The organism is Pseudomonas sp. (assembly GCF_046581935.1).
In the GTDB taxonomy this organism is placed as follows: Bacteria; Pseudomonadota; Gammaproteobacteria; order Pseudomonadales; family Pseudomonadaceae; genus Aquipseudomonas.
On the sequence record NZ_JAYGFK010000011.1, the window covers coordinates 56310 to 74524 of the forward strand.

Annotated in this window: 17 protein-coding genes; 12 read left to right on the forward strand and 5 right to left on the reverse strand. The window is 61.0% G+C overall.

Features of this window, described 5'->3' with window-relative positions; genetic code table 11:
• Positions 1-21: 21 nt before the first annotated feature.
• Positions 22-579, reverse strand: coding sequence for a DJ-1 family glyoxalase III (locus VCA57_RS07650; RefSeq protein ID WP_411184376.1), 558 nt, complete (start codon positions 577-579; stop codon positions 22-24).
• A 186-nt stretch (positions 580-765) separates the two neighbouring features.
• Between VCA57_RS07650 and VCA57_RS07655 the strand changes: the two genes are divergently transcribed.
• Together VCA57_RS07655 and trmA are read left to right on the forward strand one after the other, a co-directional pair.
• Positions 766-2058: an NCS2 family permease gene (locus tag VCA57_RS07655; RefSeq protein ID WP_411184377.1), complete on the forward strand. Its 1293-nt coding sequence runs from the start codon at positions 766-768 to the stop codon at positions 2056-2058.
• Positions 2059-2167: 109 nt separating this feature from the next.
• Positions 2168-3256, forward strand: a complete 1089-nt coding sequence (gene trmA, locus VCA57_RS07660; RefSeq protein WP_411184378.1) for a tRNA (uridine(54)-C5)-methyltransferase TrmA — start codon at positions 2168-2170, stop codon at positions 3254-3256.
• Between the two features lie 2 nt (positions 3257-3258).
• On the opposite strand, the gene VCA57_RS07665 is transcribed toward trmA, so the two are convergent.
• Positions 3259-3645, reverse strand: coding sequence for a DUF4345 domain-containing protein (locus VCA57_RS07665; protein WP_411184379.1), 387 nt, complete (start codon positions 3643-3645; stop codon positions 3259-3261).
• Between the two features lie 129 nt (positions 3646-3774).
• On the opposite strand from VCA57_RS07665, the gene VCA57_RS07670 reads away from it, so the two are divergent.
• Both VCA57_RS07670 and VCA57_RS07675 read left to right on the forward strand, forming a co-directional pair.
• Positions 3775-4209, forward strand: a complete 435-nt coding sequence (locus VCA57_RS07670; protein ID WP_411184380.1) for a DUF411 domain-containing protein — start codon at positions 3775-3777, stop codon at positions 4207-4209.
• A gap of 56 nt (positions 4210-4265) precedes the next feature.
• Positions 4266-5135: a neutral zinc metallopeptidase gene (locus VCA57_RS07675; RefSeq protein WP_411184381.1), complete on the forward strand. Its 870-nt coding sequence runs from the start codon at positions 4266-4268 to the stop codon at positions 5133-5135.
• Positions 5136-5323: 188 nt separating this feature from the next.
• Here VCA57_RS07675 and VCA57_RS07680 read toward each other — a convergent pair whose 3' ends face one another.
• Positions 5324-6211 carry a PA4780 family RIO1-like protein kinase gene (locus VCA57_RS07680; RefSeq protein WP_411184382.1) on the reverse strand — a complete coding sequence of 296 codons (888 nt, stop codon included), beginning with the start codon at positions 6209-6211 and terminating at the stop codon, positions 5324-5326.
• 85 nt (positions 6212-6296) lie between these two features.
• Positions 6297-7187: a LysR family transcriptional regulator gene (locus VCA57_RS07685; RefSeq protein ID WP_411184383.1), complete on the reverse strand. Its 891-nt coding sequence runs from the start codon at positions 7185-7187 to the stop codon at positions 6297-6299.
• 101 nt (positions 7188-7288) lie between these two features.
• Between VCA57_RS07685 and VCA57_RS07690 the strand changes: the two genes are divergently transcribed.
• From VCA57_RS07690 to ada, 3 genes are all read left to right on the forward strand, one after another.
• Positions 7289-7930, forward strand: a complete 642-nt coding sequence (locus VCA57_RS07690) for an NAD(P)-dependent oxidoreductase (protein WP_411184384.1) — start codon at positions 7289-7291, stop codon at positions 7928-7930.
• Between the two features lie 56 nt (positions 7931-7986).
• Positions 7987-8268, forward strand: a complete 282-nt coding sequence (locus VCA57_RS07695; protein WP_411184385.1) for a DUF2218 domain-containing protein — start codon at positions 7987-7989, stop codon at positions 8266-8268.
• 107 nt (positions 8269-8375) lie between these two features.
• Positions 8376-9416 (forward strand): bifunctional DNA-binding transcriptional regulator/O6-methylguanine-DNA methyltransferase Ada, encoded by a 1041-nt coding sequence (gene ada, locus VCA57_RS07700; protein ID WP_411184387.1) that lies wholly within the window; start codon positions 8376-8378, stop codon positions 9414-9416.
• 102 nt (positions 9417-9518) lie between these two features.
• On the opposite strand, the gene VCA57_RS07705 is transcribed toward ada, so the two are convergent.
• Positions 9519-10796 (reverse strand): acetyl-CoA C-acetyltransferase, encoded by a 1278-nt coding sequence (locus VCA57_RS07705; protein WP_411184388.1) that lies wholly within the window; start codon positions 10794-10796, stop codon positions 9519-9521.
• 159 nt (positions 10797-10955) lie between these two features.
• On the opposite strand from VCA57_RS07705, the gene VCA57_RS07710 reads away from it, so the two are divergent.
• The 5 genes from VCA57_RS07710 (at position 10956) to VCA57_RS07730 (ending at position 18189) form a co-directional block, all read left to right on the forward strand.
• The gene (locus tag VCA57_RS07710; protein ID WP_411184389.1) at positions 10956-12311 is read left to right on the forward strand and encodes a 3-oxoacyl-ACP reductase; all 1356 of its coding nucleotides are present in this window, start codon (positions 10956-10958) and stop codon (positions 12309-12311) included.
• Between the two features lie 440 nt (positions 12312-12751).
• Positions 12752-13744: a transporter gene (locus VCA57_RS07715; RefSeq protein WP_411184390.1), complete on the forward strand. Its 993-nt coding sequence runs from the start codon at positions 12752-12754 to the stop codon at positions 13742-13744.
• A gap of 21 nt (positions 13745-13765) precedes the next feature.
• Positions 13766-14947: an MFS transporter gene (locus VCA57_RS07720; RefSeq protein WP_411184391.1), complete on the forward strand. Its 1182-nt coding sequence runs from the start codon at positions 13766-13768 to the stop codon at positions 14945-14947.
• Between the two features lie 36 nt (positions 14948-14983).
• Entirely contained in the window at positions 14984-16432 is a 1449-nt protein-coding gene (locus VCA57_RS07725) for a carotenoid oxygenase family protein (protein WP_411184393.1), read from the forward strand.
• Between the two features lie 35 nt (positions 16433-16467).
• Positions 16468-18189 carry an FUSC family protein gene (locus tag VCA57_RS07730; RefSeq protein ID WP_411184394.1) on the forward strand — a complete coding sequence of 574 codons (1722 nt, stop codon included), beginning with the start codon at positions 16468-16470 and terminating at the stop codon, positions 18187-18189.
• The last annotated feature ends 26 nt before the right edge of the window (positions 18190-18215 follow it).

Below are 18215 nucleotides of genomic sequence, written 5' to 3' on the forward strand. Positions count from 1 at the left end.
ACTTAAGCTGCGAGCTCAAAGTTAGTGAGCAACCAACATGGCCTCGGCTACCTGCTTGCGAGTCGACGCGCCACACAGTTGCTCAACCAAGCTTAGGGCAAACTCTAGCGCCGTGCCCGGGCCTTGGCTGGTGATGCAGTTGCCATCAATAACCACTGGCTGATCAACAAATACACAGCCGCTCAGACGGTCGCTGAAGGCTGGGTAGCAGGTCATCCGGCGCTGGCGCAGCACGCCATATTGCTGCAGCGCCAACGCCGGAGCGGCGCAGATAGCGGCAAACAGCTTGCCGGCCTTGGCCTGCTCACGCACCCGTTCGGCCAGCGGTTCGTGCTCGGCCAGGCGCTGTGCGCCAGGCATGCCACCGGGTAACACGATCAGATCAAAGGGCTGGGCTAATACATCAACCAGCATGGCGTCAGCAGTCAGGCGCGTACCGCGCGCGCACGTAATCATCCGCCGGCTCTCAATACTCGCCACCACCACTTCAACGTCAGCACGCCGCAGTACATCAATCAGGGTTACACACTCGAGGTCTTCGATGCCGTCGGCAACGCTTATAAGGGCTCGTGCAGTCATCCCGCTCTCCTTGTTAACGCAGTCCATAAACTGTCTGATCGGTCATAAATTCACCGCGCCCAGGCGAGCTGATATGATGCGCGCCTTTTTCCAGATCACCAGCAAAAACATGCACACAAACGTGGATGTGCTTTGCTTTCGGTTTGCATATACACGGCGCAGAACGTCGTTATTGGGGAGTTCCACATGCTGGAAAGACTGTTCCAACTCAAAGCTCACAACACCACAGTGCGCACCGAGATTCTGGCGGGGCTGACAACCTTTCTGACGATGGCTTACATCCTCTTCGTCAACCCCAACATGCTCGCCGAAACCGGCATGGATAAGGGTGCGGTGTTCGTTGCCACGTGTCTGGCGGCGGCGATTGGCTCAGCCATCATGGGCCTTATTGCCAACTACCCGATTGCCCTGGCTCCGGGCATGGGCCTCAACGCCTTCTTTACCTACACCGTGGTCATGACCATGGGCCACACCTGGCAAGTGGCGCTGGGCGCGGTGTTCCTCTCGGGGGCGATCTTCTTTTTGCTGTCGATCTTCAAGATTCGCGAATGGATCATCAACAGCATCCCGCTGGCGCTGCGTTCGGGTATCGCCGCCGGTATCGGTCTATTTCTGGCGATCATTGCGCTGAAAAATGCCGGCATCGTGGTGGATAACCCTGCAACCCTGGTTGGCCTTGGTGATATGTCCAAAGGTGCCCCGCTGCTGGCTTGCCTGGGCTTTTTCGTGATTGCCGCACTGGCCTACCGCCGTGTTACCGGCGCGGTAATGATCGGCATTTTGCTGATCACCGTGCTGTCAATTTTGCTCGGTCTGTCGCAGCTCAATGGCGTGGTTTCGATGCCACCGTCGCTGGTGCCGACCTTTATGCAACTGGACATCATGGGCGCGCTGGATATCGGCCTGCTCAGCGTAATCTTCGCCTTCCTCTTCGTTGACCTGTTCGACACCTCCGGCACCCTGGTGGGCGTCGCGCAGAAAGCCAACCTGCTGGATAAAGACGGCAAAATGCCCAAGCTCGGCCGCGCCCTGCTGGCCGACAGCACCGCGACCATGGCCGGGGCAGCACTGGGCTCCTCGACCACCACCAGCTATATCGAATCCGCAGCGGGCATCAGCGCCGGCGGGCGCACCGGTTTGACCGCTTGCGTAGTGGCCTCGCTGTTTCTCCTCAGCCTGTTTTTTGCGCCGCTGGCCGGCGCCGTACCAGCCTTCGCCACGGCACCGGCATTGCTCTTCGTTGCCGTGCTGATGATGAGCAGCCTGGCGCAGATCGACTGGGACGACCTCACCGTCGCCGCCCCGGTCGTCATCGCGGCCCTAGCCATGCCACTGACCTTCTCGATTGCCAACGGCATTGCCTTTGGCTTTATTGCCTGGACCGCCATCAAGCTGCTGGCCGGCCGCTGGCGCGACCTCAACCCGGCGCTGGTAATCCTCTCGGCGCTGTTTGTAATCAAACTGGCGTACTTCGCCTAACCGTCCGTTGAGTACCAAAGCGAAGCAGCCTAGGTAATATCTCCACAGACTATTTATGACCTTGCGGGTGGCCATGGCCGCCCGCGCCCATTTTTGCAAAGAGCCTTGTATGAGCCGTTCCCAGTTCGATCCCGCCAGCTACGCCGCCCAGCTTGCTGACAAGCAGCAGCGCCTGATCGAGCTGCTGGCTCCGTTCAACGCCCCCGCGCCACAGGTGTTTGAATCACCACGCGAGCACTATCGCCTGCGTGCTGAATTCCGCCTGTGGCGTGAAGGTGAAGACCGTCACTACGCCATGTTCGAAGCTGGCGACAAACACACGCCGATCTTCTTCGAAGACTTCCCCATCGCCAGCGCGCAGATCAACGCGTTGATGCCGCGCCTGAAAGCCGCTTGGCAGGCCAGCAGTGCCCTGAGCTTCAAGCTGTTTCAGGTTGAGTTCCTCACCACCCTGGCCGGTGATGCACTGATTACCCTGTGCTACCACCGCCCGCTGGATGACGCCTGGCACACGGCCGCCGAACAACTCGCGGCCGAGTTAGAGGTCAGCATCATTGGCCGCTCCAAGGGCAAGCGCATCGTTATCGGCAAAGACTATGTCGAGGAAAAACTGCAGGTCGCCGGCCGTACCTTCAGCTATCGCCAGCCGGAAGGTGCCTTTACTCAGCCCAACGGCGAAGTGAACCAAAAGATGCTTGCCTGGGCCTATGACGCGCTAGGTGAACGCCAGGACGACCTACTGGAGCTGTATTGCGGCAACGGCAACTTCACCCTGCCGCTGGCCACCCGCGTGCGCAAAGTGCTGGCCACCGAGATCAGCAAATCGTCGGTGAATGCCGCCCTGGCCAACCTGGCTGACAATGGCGTGGACAACATCACCCTGGTGCGTCTGTCCGCCGAAGAACTCACTGAAGCGCTGAATGAAGTACGGCCGTTCCGCCGCCTGGCCGATGTCGACTTGAAGAGCTACGACTTTGGCTGCGTGTTCGTCGACCCGCCGCGCGCCGGCATGGACCCCGACACCTGCGAGCTGACCCGACGTTTTGAGCGCATCCTGTATATCTCCTGCAACCCGGAGACGCTGGCCGCCAACATTGCCCAACTGAGCGACACCCACAAAGTGACGCGCTGCGCGCTGTTCGACCAGTTCCCCTACACCCACCACATGGAGTCGGGTGTGCTGCTAGAGCGGCGTTAGGCTTAGCGGCGCGGCAAACCGCGCAGCGCCCAGAAGCACAAGCCAGCGGATACCACCTCAAGCAGCAGCGCGAAGAAGTTGAATGTCTGCTGCGCGCCGCCATCCAGCCACAGCCCGCCGATGCGGGCCAACGCCAGCGAGCTGTACAACAGCACCAGCAAGGTCAACGCCGCGCGCGTCAGATCCAGCCGGCTCAAGGCCAACCCCAGAAACGCCGCCAAACCGATCTGCAAACCGCCGTAAAACGCCCGCATATCAGTCGCCGCAGCTGCCGACATCAGCAGCATACCGCTGAGGTTGGCCATTTCATGGGGGCGGACAAAATAGGCCAGGCCCAAGCCGAGCAACGCCAGTAGTTGAATGACCAATACAACGCGTGCAAACAGCATGAACAGTATCCTTGCCTCAAGAATCGAATGCGCAGCATAAGCCCCGCCCGCACGTTTCGGAAATCGCCGGTGGTTGCACCACCCGCCAGGGCGCTATGCTCTGCCACTCAACTGCCAGGAACTTACCCCATGCGCCAGCTGATTCTTCTCGCCGGGCTGTTAAGCAGCCTGAATGTTATGGCCGAACCACTGAACATCGACGTGCACCGCGACCCCAATTGCGGTTGCTGCAAAGCCTGGATCAGCCATTTGCAAGAAAACGGCTTTACCGTCAACGACCATATCGAAAGCGATATGAGTGCGCTGAAGCAGCGCTTGGGCGTACCGCCACGGCTGGCGTCCTGCCATACCGGGGTGATTGACGGCAAATTTGTTGAAGGCCACGTACCGGCTGCCGACATCCTCAAGCTGCGCCAGCGGCCTGACCTGCTCGGCGCAGCAGTACCCGGCATGCCTACCGGCTCACCTGGCATGGAGTACGGCAACGTACGCGACGCTTATCAAGTGATCGGCCTGGATCAGCACGGCACAGAACAGCTGATTAGCGAGTATCCAGCCAACTAAGATCGGCCCGGTACAGCTAACGCCAGAACGCTCAACATGCACACAGGACGACAGTAATGCGCTGGAAACGGGCAAGACGCAGCGACAACGTAGTGGACGCGCGCGGTAGCGGCGGCTCACGCATGGGCGGCGGTAAGCTGACGCTCGGCGGCGTGGCCATTGTGGTGATCGTCGGCCTGCTCAGTGGCCAGGACCCAATGCAGATTCTCGGTCAGTTAGCCGGGCAAGCAATGCAAGGCGGCTCGGTCAGCGCACCGCAAAACACCGCGCCAGCAGGCAATGATGAGCAATCTGAATTCGTCCGTGCCGTGCTCGGCGATACCGAAGACACCTGGCGGGAGATTTTCCAGAGCGCCAAGCGACAGTACCGCGACCCGACCCTGGTGCTGTTTCGTGGCGGCGTGAACTCGGCCTGCGGCTTCGCCAACTCGGCAGTCGGGCCGTTCTACTGCCCCGGTGATCAGCGGGTGTATATCGATCTGGCATTTTTCCGCGAGCTGGAACAACGCTTTGGCGCGGCGGGTGACTTTGCCCAGGCTTACGTGATTGCCCATGAAGTCGGCCACCACGTGCAGACCCTGCTCGGCGTCTCGGCCAAGGTCAACGCCGCCCGCCAGCGCGGCGAGCGAGTGGAAGGAGCCAACGGCCTATTGGTGCGCCAGGAACTGCAGGCCGACTGCCTGGCTGGCGTTTGGGCCTACCATGGCCAGCAGCGCAACGACTGGCTGGAGCCTGGCGATATCGAGGAAGCGCTGAACGCCGCCAACGCCATCGGCGATGACCGCTTGCAGAAGCAGGCCCGTGGCCAGGTGGTGCCGGACTCGTTCACCCACGGCACCTCGGAACAGCGCGTGCGCTGGTTTAAAACCGGCTTCGCCAATGGTGATATCGGCCGCTGCGATACCTTCAAGGCTACGCGGCTTTAGCTCTACGCCCATAACGCAGCCCTGTAAGGTGGATGTCGCTTCCCCCTCCACCAGTGCGCCTCCTGATGGTGGATGAAAAACGTCATCCGCCCTACAACCTGAGCGCTGTCAGCCGGGAATAACTGACATAAAAAATGCCGCTCACCGGGTCAGGTGAACGGCATCATTTTGTCTGCCGTAATATCAGACTACTGCGCCCAGGGCGGCGGAGGTTCTTCACCCTTGGGTTCGTCATCGGCATTGAGCAACGCCTGACGACGCTCTTCGTCGGCCAAGGCTGCCTTGATCTCACGCATCACCGAGTCGATGTCGGCAGCCTCTTCAGGGTCATCAAACTCGCCGGTCAGTGGGCTTTCCGGGGTTAACTCGCCAGCTTCGTAGAGTGCCCACATTTCTTTGGCGTACTTGGTAAAGCGCAATTCCGGAGCGAACTGGCCGAAATACTCGGCCATGTTGCGCACATCACGTTCAAGCATCTTGAACGCATGGTTGTTCCCGGCAGCATCCACCGCTTGCGGCAGGTCGATGATCACCGGGCCGTCAGGACCAAGCAATACGTTGAATTCAGACAAGTCGCCATGCACCAAGCCGGCGCACAGCATCTTCACCACTTCCTGAACCATAAAGGCATGGAATTCGCGGGCATCGTCCGGATGCAGGTCAACATCATTGAGGCGCGGCGCGACATCGCCTTCACCGTCATTGACCAATTCCATCAGCAGTACGCCTTCCAGGAAGTCATACGGCTTAGGCACCCGCACACCGGCGTTGGCCAAGCGGAACAAAGCTGCAACTTCGGCGTTCTGCCAGGCATCTTCCTGGCCCTTGCGGCCGTATTTCGAGCCTTTGGCCATGGCGCGCGCGTCACGGCTGTTACGCACTTTGCGACCTTCTTGGTACTCGGCAGCTTGGCGAAAACTGCGTTTATTGGCTTCCTTGTAGACCTTGGCGCAACGTAGCTCATCACCACAGCGCACCACATAAACTGCGGCTTCTTTACCGCTCATCAGTGGACGTACCACTTCATCGACCAGCCCGGCTTCGACCAGGGGCTCAATACGTTTTGGCGTCTTCATCAGCTTTAATCAGGGGTCCTGTGTTGCCCAAGTCGACTCTGCTGCCCGTTATACGGCAATCCGTGCCAAGCGCCCACCCTTGCGATCAGCGCACTAGCAAATGCTGGCGCAACGCCTCAATGGCGTAGCGCACTTTAGCCGGCTGCGCATCGCGGCGCGGCGTCACCAAATAGATGCCAAAAGGCGGCAAACGCCAGTGCGGCAGCAGCTCGCGCAAACTGCCGGCGGCTAGTTCCTCGCGCACCTCTTGCTCCGGCTGCAGCGATACGCCCATGCCGGCCAAGGTGAAGTGGCGCACAGCCAGAATGTTATTGCAGCTCACCCGGCTCTCTACCCGTAATTTTTCCACCTGCGCCTCCGGGCCTTGCAGTATCAGTGGGTTGAAGGTGGTATCGCCGTGCAACGCCAGCCAGTCCAGGCCGATCAAGTCGCGCGGATGATCAATCGGCGGCTTGCGCAGCAAATAGACCGGGGCCGCACACAGCAACATGCGCGTATCACCAATGTGCCGCGCGACTAGGCTGGAGTCTTCCAGGTTACCAACACGGATAGCCAGGTCGATGCGCTGCTCGACAAGGTCGATGTGCTCATCATGAAAAAACAGCTTGAGGCTCAGGCCGCTGTGCGCCAGCAGTAACGGGGCCAACGCAGCACTCAGTGCACGCCCGGAAAACCCCACAGGCGCGGCGATGCGCAACTCACCCACCGGCGCATCACGTAACTCAGCCAGACGTTGCTCTGCCTGCTGCGCCAACGCCAATACCTGAGCGCAGCTCTGGTAGAAGGTTGCACCGGCCTCAGTTAGGGTCAATTTACGGGTAGTGCGGTGCAGCAGACTGACCTGAGTACTCTCCTCAAGCTTGCGAATCTGCTGGCTGACTGCCGATGCCGTCATACCCAGCACTTCGGCTGCCGCGACCATAGAGCCGCGATCGACCACAGTGGCGAACACCGCCATGCGCTTTAACTGCTCCATTCGTAAGCCCTGCTTAATAGTTAAAGCCTTTTTAGCCTATTTATCTGCTCTTTACCCAGCGCGATCATCTCTATCACTTAAACCGCCTATGGAGACACCCCATGAAACTCGCCCTAATCGGAGCCAGTGGCTTTGTTGGTGCAGCCGTTTTGCAAGAAGCCCTGAACCGTGGCCATCAGGTCACCGGCATTGTGCGTAACCCGGAAAAACTACCGCAGCACCCGGCGCTCAGCGCTGTAGCAGGCGATGTCTATAACAGCGCAGCCTTGGCCGAGCAGCTCAAGGACCATGATGCGGTGATCCATGCCTTCAACCCAGGCTGGGGAACAGCAGAAATCCGCGAGCGTTTTATCGCCGGTAGTCAGTCGATCATCGCCGCCACCAAGCAGGCTGAAGTGCAGCGTCTACTGATAGTGGGTGGCGCGGGCAGCCTGTATGTCGCACCGAACGTCCAGCTAATCGACACGCCGAGCTTTCCGAGCGAGTACAAGGAAGGCGCCGAAGGTGCACGTCAGGCCCTGCGCTTGATTCAAGCGGAACAGGATCTAGCCTGGAGTTTTATCTCGCCACCGGCACTGCTACAGCCGGGTGAGCGCACGGGGCAATTTCGCATCGGCGGCGAGCAGTTGCTGATGAACGGTGACGCCCCGGCGCAGATCTCGGTGGCCGACCTTGCAGTGGCCATTATTGATGAACTGGAACGCCCGCAACACCTGCGCCAGCGGTTCACCGTCGGCTACTGAGCCGACTACGGGCGGCGTAATCCGCGCCGCCAACGTTATTATCCAGAGGAGTTTCTATGCAATTAAACGCCAGCAGTTACGTCGTCACCCCCACCCCGGCTCGCTATATCAGCCGGCTATGCAAACATTTCGCGCATAAAGTCCCGGTAGAGTTCGATGAGCAACAAGGCCGCATCACATTTGGCAGCGGCATTGCACAGCTGCACGCCGATGCCGAAGGCCTGCGTTTGAGCGTCACCAGCGACAGCAGCGAAGGCCTGGAAAACTTGAAGAAAGTTGTCGGCAGTCACTTCGTTCGGGTCGCCTGGCAAGCCGAGCTGAGCCTCGACTGGCAGTAATCCAAGCAGGCGAATCGCAGCAACACGCGCGGCTTTGAAAGTCACAAGTGGATTGGCAGCTCATCAACGGCAGACGACAATCCACCGATGCTCAAGGAGACTCGCCGATGCTCGACGCCGAACAATGCTGGCAAGCCGTATGCGCGCGTGATGCCGCCCAGGACGGCCACTTTGTGTTTGCCGTGCGCAGCACCGGCATCTACTGCCGCCCCAATTGCCCAGCACGCAGGCCCAAACGCGAGAACGTCAGCTTCTATACCGATGCCGACACAGCAGCGGCAGCCGGCTTTCGCCCGTGCAAACGCTGCTCGCCGCAGGGTCAGAGCCCGACCGAACTGCTCGACACCTTGGTCGTGGCCGCTTGCGAACTACTCAACAATAGCGAGCAAGCACTCAATCTCAAACAACTGGCCGAACGCATCGGCCTGTCCTCTTCACACCTGGCGCGCGCCTTCAAGACACGCACCGGGCTGACGCCAAAAGCCTGGAGCGACGCGCAACGCCGCGCACGCTTGGAACAACAGTTGCCCACTGTAGGTAGCGTGCTGGATGCCGCGCTGAGCGCCGGTTACTCAGGCACCCGTGCGCTGTACCAGCAACCCGCCACGCTAAGCCCAGCGCAACGGCGTAAGCAGGCCGTAGGTGAACAGCTGCGCTACAGCATCGCGCCCTGCCCGCTCGGCCACTTGCTGCTGGCCAGCATTGCCAAGGGCATCTGCGCACTATTGTTTGGTGACGACCCGGCGCAGTTGCTGGGTGAACTGCAGCAACGCTTTGCCGCAGCAGAGCTGCATGCGGATAACCCAGGTCTGGGCGATAGCTTGCGCCAGGTGCTGACGCAGATCAGCGAGCCGCAGCGCGCCGCCCAGCTGCCACTGGATATTCGCGGCACCGCGTATCAGCAATTGGTATGGCGCGCCCTGCAGCAGATTCCGCTGGGGCAGACACGTAACTACGCCGAACTTGCCGCACAACTGGGTAGCCATCCGCGCGCAGTGGCCCGCGCCTGCGCCAGCAATCCGCTAGGTCTGCTGGTGCCGTGCCACCGGGTGATCGCCAGCAACGGCAGCCTGAGTGGCTACCGCTGGGGCCTGGCGCGCAAGGCGGCGCTGCTTAAGCAGGAAGCCAGCCCACTACTCGATCAATAAAAAGTCAGAACAAAAAAAGAGCGGCGCCACTTGCGTGGGCCGCTCCAAATCACGGAGTTGCATACATCAGTACCCGCACAAGATGCGGATACGGTTGTTTGATTACTTTTCCAGGATTGCAGTCACACCTTGACCGCCAGCCGCGCAGATTGAGATCAGGCCACGCCCCTCTTGGGCCACCGACAGCAGCTTGGCCAGGTTGGCGACAATGCGCCCACCCGTGGCGGCGAACGGGTGACCAGCCGCCAGGGAACTGCCCTTGACGTTCATTTTGCTGCGGTCGATGGAACCCAGCGGTTCATCCAGGCCCAGCCGCGTTTTGCAGTAGTCGGCGTCTTCCCAGGCCTTGAGGGTGCAGAGCACTTGAGCGGCGAAAGCCTCGTGAATTTCGTAGTAGTCAAAATCCTGCAGCGTCAGTTTGTTGCGCGCCAACATACGTGGCACCGCGTAGGCCGGGGCCATCAGCAAACCCTCCTTACCGCCGACAAAATCCACCGCCGCCGCTTCGCCATCCTTCCAGTAAGCCAGAATCGGCAGACCGCGAGCCTTGGCCCAGTCTTCGCTGGCCAGCAGCACCAGGGATGCGCCATCGGTCAGCGGCGTGGAGTTGGCGGCGGTCATGGTGCCGCGCGGGCTGCGCTCAAAGCAGGGCTTGAGGGTGGCGAGTTTTTCCAGGCTGATATCGGCGCGCAAGTTCTGGTCGCGGGTCAAACCACGGAACGGCGTCAGCAGGTCGTCATGCCAGCCTTCGGCGTAAGCGGCGGCGAGTTTCTGGTGACTGGCCACGGCCAGTTGATCCTGCTCGTCACGCGGAATGGCCCAGGTCTGCGCCATCAGCTCGCAATGTTCACCCATCGACAGCCCGGTACGCGGCTCGCCATTACGCGGAATGGCCGGGGCCAGGTGGCGCGGGCGAATCTGCAGCAGGCTTTTGATCTTTTCGCCGGTGCTTTTACCACGATTGGCCTGCAGGAGAATCTTGCGCAGCCCCTCGTTAACCCCAATCGGCGCATCTGAAGTGGTGTCGACGCCGCCAGCGATGCCGCACTCGATCTGCCCAAGGGCGATCTTGTTAGCCACCAGCAACGCTGCTTCCAGACCGGTGCCGCAGGCTTGCTGCAGGTCATAGGCCGGGGTTTCTGGGGCTAGGCGCGAGCCCAGCACGCATTCGCGGGTCAGATTAAAGTCGCGCGAATGCTTGAGCACCGCACCAGCCACCACTTCACCGAGGCGTTCGCCATGCAGGTTGAAGCGCTCGACCAGGCCGTCCAACGCACTGATCAGCATCTCCTGATTGCTCGCAGTGGCGTAGACGGTGTTGGAACGGGCGAACGGAATGCGGTTACCGCCAACGATGGCGACGCGGCGCGGCTGGGTCATGGACGACTCCTAAGCAGAAATTAATGGCGTACAGGCTAACCTGTCGCGGCAGTGTCGCATTGGCCGCCTTGCCGGCGCAGCAGTCGGCACGGTCAATTGCGCATTACTGTGGTCTGCGTAGAGTAGGTGCACTTTTGATCCATGCGCAGGAGTTGTTCCATGTCCGACCGTTATCTCGCCTTTGCCAACTCCAATACCGGTCACCGCCTGGTGACCGCACTTGGCCTGCCGGCACCACTACTGCTGGAGCGCTGGACAGCAGGGCGCAACCGGCCGGTGGACGGCGCCCTGCTGATTGGCGGCGAAGGCAGCCTGGCCAGCGCGGTGCTGCCGTTCGCCCACAAGCTGACTGACGCCCTGTTCGCCGCCCGCGAAGGCCAGTTCGAATTGCCACGCTGGACCGCCGAGCATGGCCCCCAACTCAAGGCGCTGGTGTTTGACGCAAGCGGGCTGACGCGCTTCGAGCAACTGATCGAGTTGCGTGATTTCTTCCAGCCTGCCCTCAAAGGCCTGGATAAATGCCCACGCGTAGTGATCCTCGGCCGTGCACCGGAATCGTTAAAAGACCCTATCGCCGCCAGCATACAACGCTCGCTGGAAGGTTTTAGTCGCTCGCTGGGCAAGGAAATCCGTCGGGGCGGCAACGTACAACTGCTCTACGTTGGCAAAGGTGGCGAGGCGCAACTGGAAGGCGCGCTGCGTTTCTTCCTTTCGCCAAAAAGCGCTTACGTTTCAGGCCAAGTGCTGCGCCTGAATGCCTGCGCCGAACAGGTCAAAGACTGGACCCGCCCATTGGCTGGCAAAAAAGCCTTGGTCACCGGTGCCTCACGCGGCATCGGCGCAGCCATTGCCGAAACCCTGACCCGCGACGGTGCCGAAGTAGTGCTGCTGGATGTGCCACCAGCCAAGGACGCCCTCGACGCGCTGGCGGCCCGCCTCGGCGGGCGCGCATTGGCCCTGGATATCTGCGCCGCAGATGCTGCCGCGCAGCTGGTTGACGCGCTGCCGGACGGCATCGATATCGTCGTGCACAACGCCGGCATCACCCGCGACAAGACCCTGGCGAAGATGAGCGAGGACTTCTGGAACTCGGTGATCAACGTCAACCTCAACGCCCCGCAGGTGCTGACCCAAGCCCTGCTAGACGCCGGCAAGCTGCACGACAATGGCCGCGTGGTGCTGATCGCCTCAATCAGCGGCATCGCTGGCAACATGGGCCAAACCAACTACGCAGTGAGCAAGGCTGGCGTCATCGGCCTCGCCCAAGCCTGGGCACCGGCATTGAGCAAGTGCGGCATCAGCATCAACGCGGTGGCTCCCGGCTTTATCGAAACCCAGATGACCGCCGCCATCCCACTGACCATCCGTGAAGCCGGGCGAAGGATGAACTCCATGGGCCAGGGCGGCTTGCCGCAGGACGTCGCCGAAGCCGTGGCCTGGTTTGCCCAGCCAGGTTCGGGTGCAGCAACAGCACAAGTGCTGCGCGTTTGCGGGCAAAGCCTGCTTGGGGCTTAACCTGCAACCCCGTCCCGGATTGCATCCGGGCAACTCACTAGTCAGGTGATTGGACAGTGCCCGCAGATAGCAAAAGGCCCCGCAAGTGCGGGGCCTTTTGCTATCTGCGCGAACATGGCTGATTCGCGATCTCGCGAGCTAGAACCATACAAGGCGCCTCGCTTAATGGACCGGCTCGCAAGGACAGATAAGACGAGCAAGCAAGCCCCAAGCGCGGCATCCAGAAGCTGCGTCCGCCGACGCGGCCTAATCCTATCGCGCCAGAGAAGTCATCCATTCCTCTGTGACAAGCGCGCCCTGCGCATACCGAGCCTGGCAATGGCACGCCCAGACAAAGGTGGCCTGCACACACAAGAATGCAATGCGCGTCGGCCTTAAATTACAGGTGCGCAACCTTGATTGCGCTCTGCTCACAAATCCAACAATAAGAGCCCATACCCATGAAAACCTTGCTTGTCACCACCCTGGGACTAGTCGCCTTCGCCACCCTGAACGCCGCCACGGCTGCAGGTGGCCCACCTCCGCCCAGCGTTGGCCAGCCTTCGGGCATCAACCTGGGCAACACCAGTTTTTATGACGGTTTCGCCGGCCCACCCGGCCTGAGCTACCTGACTTACCTGAAATACGACAGTGCCAGCTCGTTCAGAGACAGCAATGGAAAAGAGAACACCGCGCTCGACGATCCCAAGCTGAACGTCATCACCCTGCTCAACCAGTTCAGCTACTACTCACCCGAAACCATCGGCGGCGGCGCTCACCTGGGCTGGAGCATGGTGGTGCCACTCGTCTCACTCGATGGTGAATTTGGTGATGCGGGTGCGCAGCTCAAAGACAATGCTGCGGGTCTGGGCGATATCACCACCGGCCCGCAAATCCAGTTCGACCCCATCGTCGACGCGCATGGCCGCCCGGTATTCGTTCAGCGGGTGGCATTCGATGTGATCCTGCCGACCGGCAAGTACGACGAGCACAAGGATTTAAACCCCGGCTCCAATACTTATTCGCTCAACCCCTACTGGGCGGCCACCTGGATGCCAGCACCGCGCTGGGAACTGAGCTGGCGCCTGTACTACCTCTACAACTTCAAGAACGACGACCCGGCCAGCAGCTCGCCGGTGCCGTTCAAAGGGCAAGTGGTACAAGACACGCAAGCAGGCAAGTCGGCCTGGCTCAACTTTGCGGCTTCCTATGAAGTCATCCCGAACCTGTCAGTCGGCATCAACGGCTACTACTTCAAGCAATTGAGCGACGACAAGGTGAACGGTGATCGCCTGGAGGATTCTCGCGAAAAGGTCATGGGCATCGGCCCAGGCCTGTTCTGGAAAATCAGCGAGGGCGACGGTTTCTGGGTAAACGCCTACCACGAAACCAATGTCGAGAACCGCGCCAAGAACGATTTCTCCGTCCAAGTGCGCTTTGCGCATGCGTTCTGATCACCGAGAGGCACAGCAGTCATGAATGCGCTCGACGCCGTCAACAGCAAGAAAACCCTCTCAGCCATCTGCATGATGATGGTGATTTCACTGGGCACGTTGCAGATCCAACCGATTCTGGGCGGTGCCTTCGTTGATCAGTTGGGCATCCCACTGAACGCTATAGGCACCATTTTCGCCGTTGAGCTGATCGCCATGGCCGTAGCTTGCGGCATCAGTGCGCTGCTGATGCCGCTGGTCAATCGCCGCACGTTTGTCTTGGTAGCGTTGCTTGCCCTTGTGACCGGCAACCTGCTGAGCACCCAGGCCAGCAGTTGGATGGCGCTGGTGGGCAGTCGCCTACTCTGCGGACTCAGCGGAGGGGCGGTGATGGCGGTGGTGTACGCCACCGCAGCACTGCGCCGCTCGAAGGATTCGACCTTCGCCGTGATCAACATGGGCAACCTGCTCTGGGGCATGCTGATCGTTTCCTCAACCCCCTTCGTGCTCAAGGCTGCGGGTATTTCGGCAGTGTTCATGGTACTGGCCGTGGCCAGCGTCATTGCCTTGATCGGCTTTAGCCGCATCCCGGCGCATTACGATGACGTGAGCGCACAGGCCAGCGCCAGCGAGCCGCCGCTGACGATTACCTCGCTACTGTTGATCTCACTCTTCGCCCTGCTGTTCTTCGGTCACTCGGCGTTGTGGGTGTATCAGGAGCGCATCGGCAAGAGTATCGGCCTGGAGCCTGAGCAGATCGGGGCGATTCTAGGTGCCAGCATCCTCGCCGGTGCCATCGGTGCCGGCCTGGCCGGCATCATCAAACGTCGCATCGGCCTGCTTTTGCCGCAATTGATCGGCTTCGGTGCGGCACTAGTAGCCACCCTGATCATGGTTCATGGCACCAGTACGCTGGCCTTCGCAACGACCGCTGCGCTGATCCACCTAGTCTGGTTCTTCAGCCTGCCCTACCTGTTTTCCATGACCGCCGAACTGGATCCAACTGGACGCCTCGCTGGCCTGGGTAACGCTGCCATTTTCATCGGCCAAGGCGCAGGCCCGTTGGGTGCTGCCTTGGTGGTCGGCGAAGGCAACCTGCGCGCGGTCGGCTGGCTGGCCGCCGCTACTTACACCTTGGCCCTACTGATCGCGCTCGTGGTGGTCGCACGCTTCCATCAGCGCTCACGCGCCCAGCAGGCGAGCCTGGTAGTCCAGGCTGCCTGATTCTCGCCTATTCATTTCACTGCAAGGAAAACTGTCATGACTGCCCTCTTTCCCGAAACCCCCGAGTTCTCGGGTGCCCTATACCGCCCTAGCCGTGTAGAAGCCGATGTCATGGATTTGGAAATCGAGGGTAGTCTGCCCGCCGCCATCCGCGGTGCCTTTTACCTGGTTTCGCCCGACCCTCTCTATCCGCCGATGCTCGGCCAGGACATCTTCTTCAACGGCGATGGCATGGTCAGTGCCTTTTCCTTCAACAACGGTAAGGCCTCAATGCGCCGCCGCTACGTGAAGACCGCACGTCTGCTGGCCCAGGCCCGCGAGGGACGTTCGCTCAACGGGATCTATCGCAACGTCTACACCAACGACCCACTGGCTGCCGCCGGTAACACCACCGCCAATACCACCGTGCTCAAGCATGGCAACGTGCTGCTGGCGATGAAGGAAGACGCACTGCCCTACGCCATGGACCCCGATACCCTAGAAACCCTCGGGGTGTATGACTGGAACGGGCAGATCACATCTAAAACCTTTACCGCCCACCCAAAGATTGATCCGGCCACCGGCAACCTCATCGCCTTCAGCGCCGAGGCCAAGGGGGATGGCACACCAGACATGGCGTACTTCGAGATCAGCCCAGAGGGCAAGCTGTTACATGAAATCTGGTTCGAGGCACCTTACGCCGCGATGGTGCATGACTGCGCCGTGACCGAAAACTATATCGTGCTGCCCTTCATCCCCCTGACGGTGGATGTGGAGCGCATGAAGAACGGCGGCCAGCACTTCCAGTGGCAACCGGATCTACCGCAGCTGTTCGCCGTGCTGCCGCGCCGCGGCAGTGCCAGCGAGATACGCTGGTTCAAGGGGCCAGCTAATGGCTTCCAGGGCCACACGCTCAATGCCTTTGAGGAAGACGGCCTGATCCATGTCGATATGCCGGTCACCGGCGGCAACATTTTCTACTTCTTCCCTCAGGCGGACGGTTTTGTTCCATCACCGGAAACCCTCGCCTCCAGCCTGCACCGCTGGAGCTTCGACCTGAACGCCACAAGCGACCTGGTCGAACCCCGCCCGCTGAACGATTACTCCTGCGAATTTCCCCGCGTCGATGACCGCTACATTGGTCAGCCTTACGAACACGGCTTCATGATCGCGTTCGACCCGACCCGACCCTACCGCGCCGAAAACGGTCCTATACCGTTCCAATTCTTCAACTTGCTGACGCACTTCAATCTCAAGACCGGGGTCAGCGACAGTTGGTTTGCCGGCGACAGCGAATGCTTCCAGGAGCCAATCTTCGTTCCTCGTTCGGCAGATGCGCCCGAAGGCGACGGTTACGTCATCGCCCTGCTCAACCACATAGTCGACTACAGCAGCGAACTGGTGGTACTCGACTCGCAAGACATGGCCGCCGGGCCTGTGGCACGCATCAAGATCCCGTTCCGCATGCGCATGTCACTGCATGGTTCTTGGGCCCCTAGCGAGTAAACGATGCGACAACGCAGACAGCAGCGCCGCTCACCATGAGCGGCGCCTTTGTGCAACGCACGCGCCAGGCCCTGGCCCAAGCACGTGCGCCCCTTGTATTCAGCCTGCACAGCACGGCAGCAGCGTTGCTCGCCCTGGCACTGGCCAATGCGGCCGGCATTCATCATCCCTGGTGGGCCGCGATGACGGTGTGGCTGGTCGCCCAGCCCACCCGTGGCCTGTTTATCGAACGCTGCATCGCGCGCCTGGCAGGCAGCGTTGTCGGTGCCCTGGTCGGCGGTTGCCTGCTGTACTTTTTCTTCGCCTGGCCCAACCTGCTGCTCTGTCTGCTCGCGCTCTGGCTGGTGCTGTGCGCCGCCATCGGCAACTTCTTCCGGCACTTTCGCAACTACGCGTGGGTGCTGGCTGGCTATACCGCCGCCATCGTGGCCCTGTTCGGCCTGGCCGATTCGGTGCTCGACCCCGAGCTCGCCAGTGAACGCGTCATCTGCACCCTGCTCGGCATACTCTGTTCATCCTGCGCGTCCTGGCTCTTCACGGCCAAGTCCGAGCCGAGCGTTCTCCTTGAGGAACGCCTTGATGCGCTGGTCAGCGACTGCCTGCACGGGTGCATGACCGCGTCTGCGCAAACGCAGGGCGCTGCCGATCTCAGCCGCTTACTGGGTGCCATCAAGACCCTCGATGGCGTGCTCGACCTCGCCGCCGCCGGCTCGCGCGCGGGCCGCCAGCGAGTTCGTCATGCCCAGGAGGTCATCGACGCGCTACTCGTGGTTATTGCCCTCGTCCATTCGCGCCCCCCCGCGCCTGCCCCCCTCTGCAGTGCACACTTCGACGACAGCGCTAGCGAGCAGGAAAACCTGGAAGCATTTATTGCCGCGCTGCAATCGCAAACACCTAAGCAGCCACAACTGCTGCTGGCCCTAAGCCAACTGCAACAAAGGCTCAAGGGCCAAAGAGGCATGACCAACTGGCGCGCCCGCCTGTATTACCACGACTGGCGTGCCGCAAGCACATCGGCCGGCAGACCCCTATCGGCGCTGATCGCCACCGCCCTGATCTGGCGTCTAAGCGACTGGGACGACGGCGCGATCATGACCATGACCGCCGTACTGTTCGCCTCGCTGTTCTCCAGCCACCACGACGCCAAAGCGGCGGTCAAGGATGTGTTCATTGGCTCGTTGCTGGGCGCCAGCGCAGGCATGATCGCGCGCCTTTGGCTGCTGCCCCAGGTGCAGAACGATTGGCAATTGTTGCTCTGCATCGCCCCCTTCCTGCTGATCGGCGCCGGCCTGATGGCCCGCGCCAGAACAGCCAAGCTGGCCATCGACCTGAACATGACCTTCCTGCTTACGGCGCAACCCGGCGTGCATTTATCAAGCGACCTGCAACAGGTCGCCTTGCAGACCCTGGCGATTCTGCTGGGCGTGGCGGCTGCGGCGGCTGGCCTACTGCTGTGGTACCCCGCGCATCCGGCGGGCCGGCGCCTGGCCCTGGCCCGGCGGATCGCCAGACAAACCCGCCGCGCCACAGCAGCGAGCCAATTCGCCGTGGCCCATGCGCGCACGCGGCCCCTGCTGCGCTCACTGGTGGTGAGCGACGGCTACGCGAGCGCGCTGGTCAATGCCGCGCTCACCTGCGTCGCGGCAACAGCCCCGTACCACGCAAAGCACGCGCCCGAGCCGGCGGACTTTGCCAAGGCCAAAGGCGAAGCTGAACGCACCGCTCGAACACTGACCCACCTCGCCACTGTTACCTAGTTTTCTCACGCCCAAGGAACTGACAC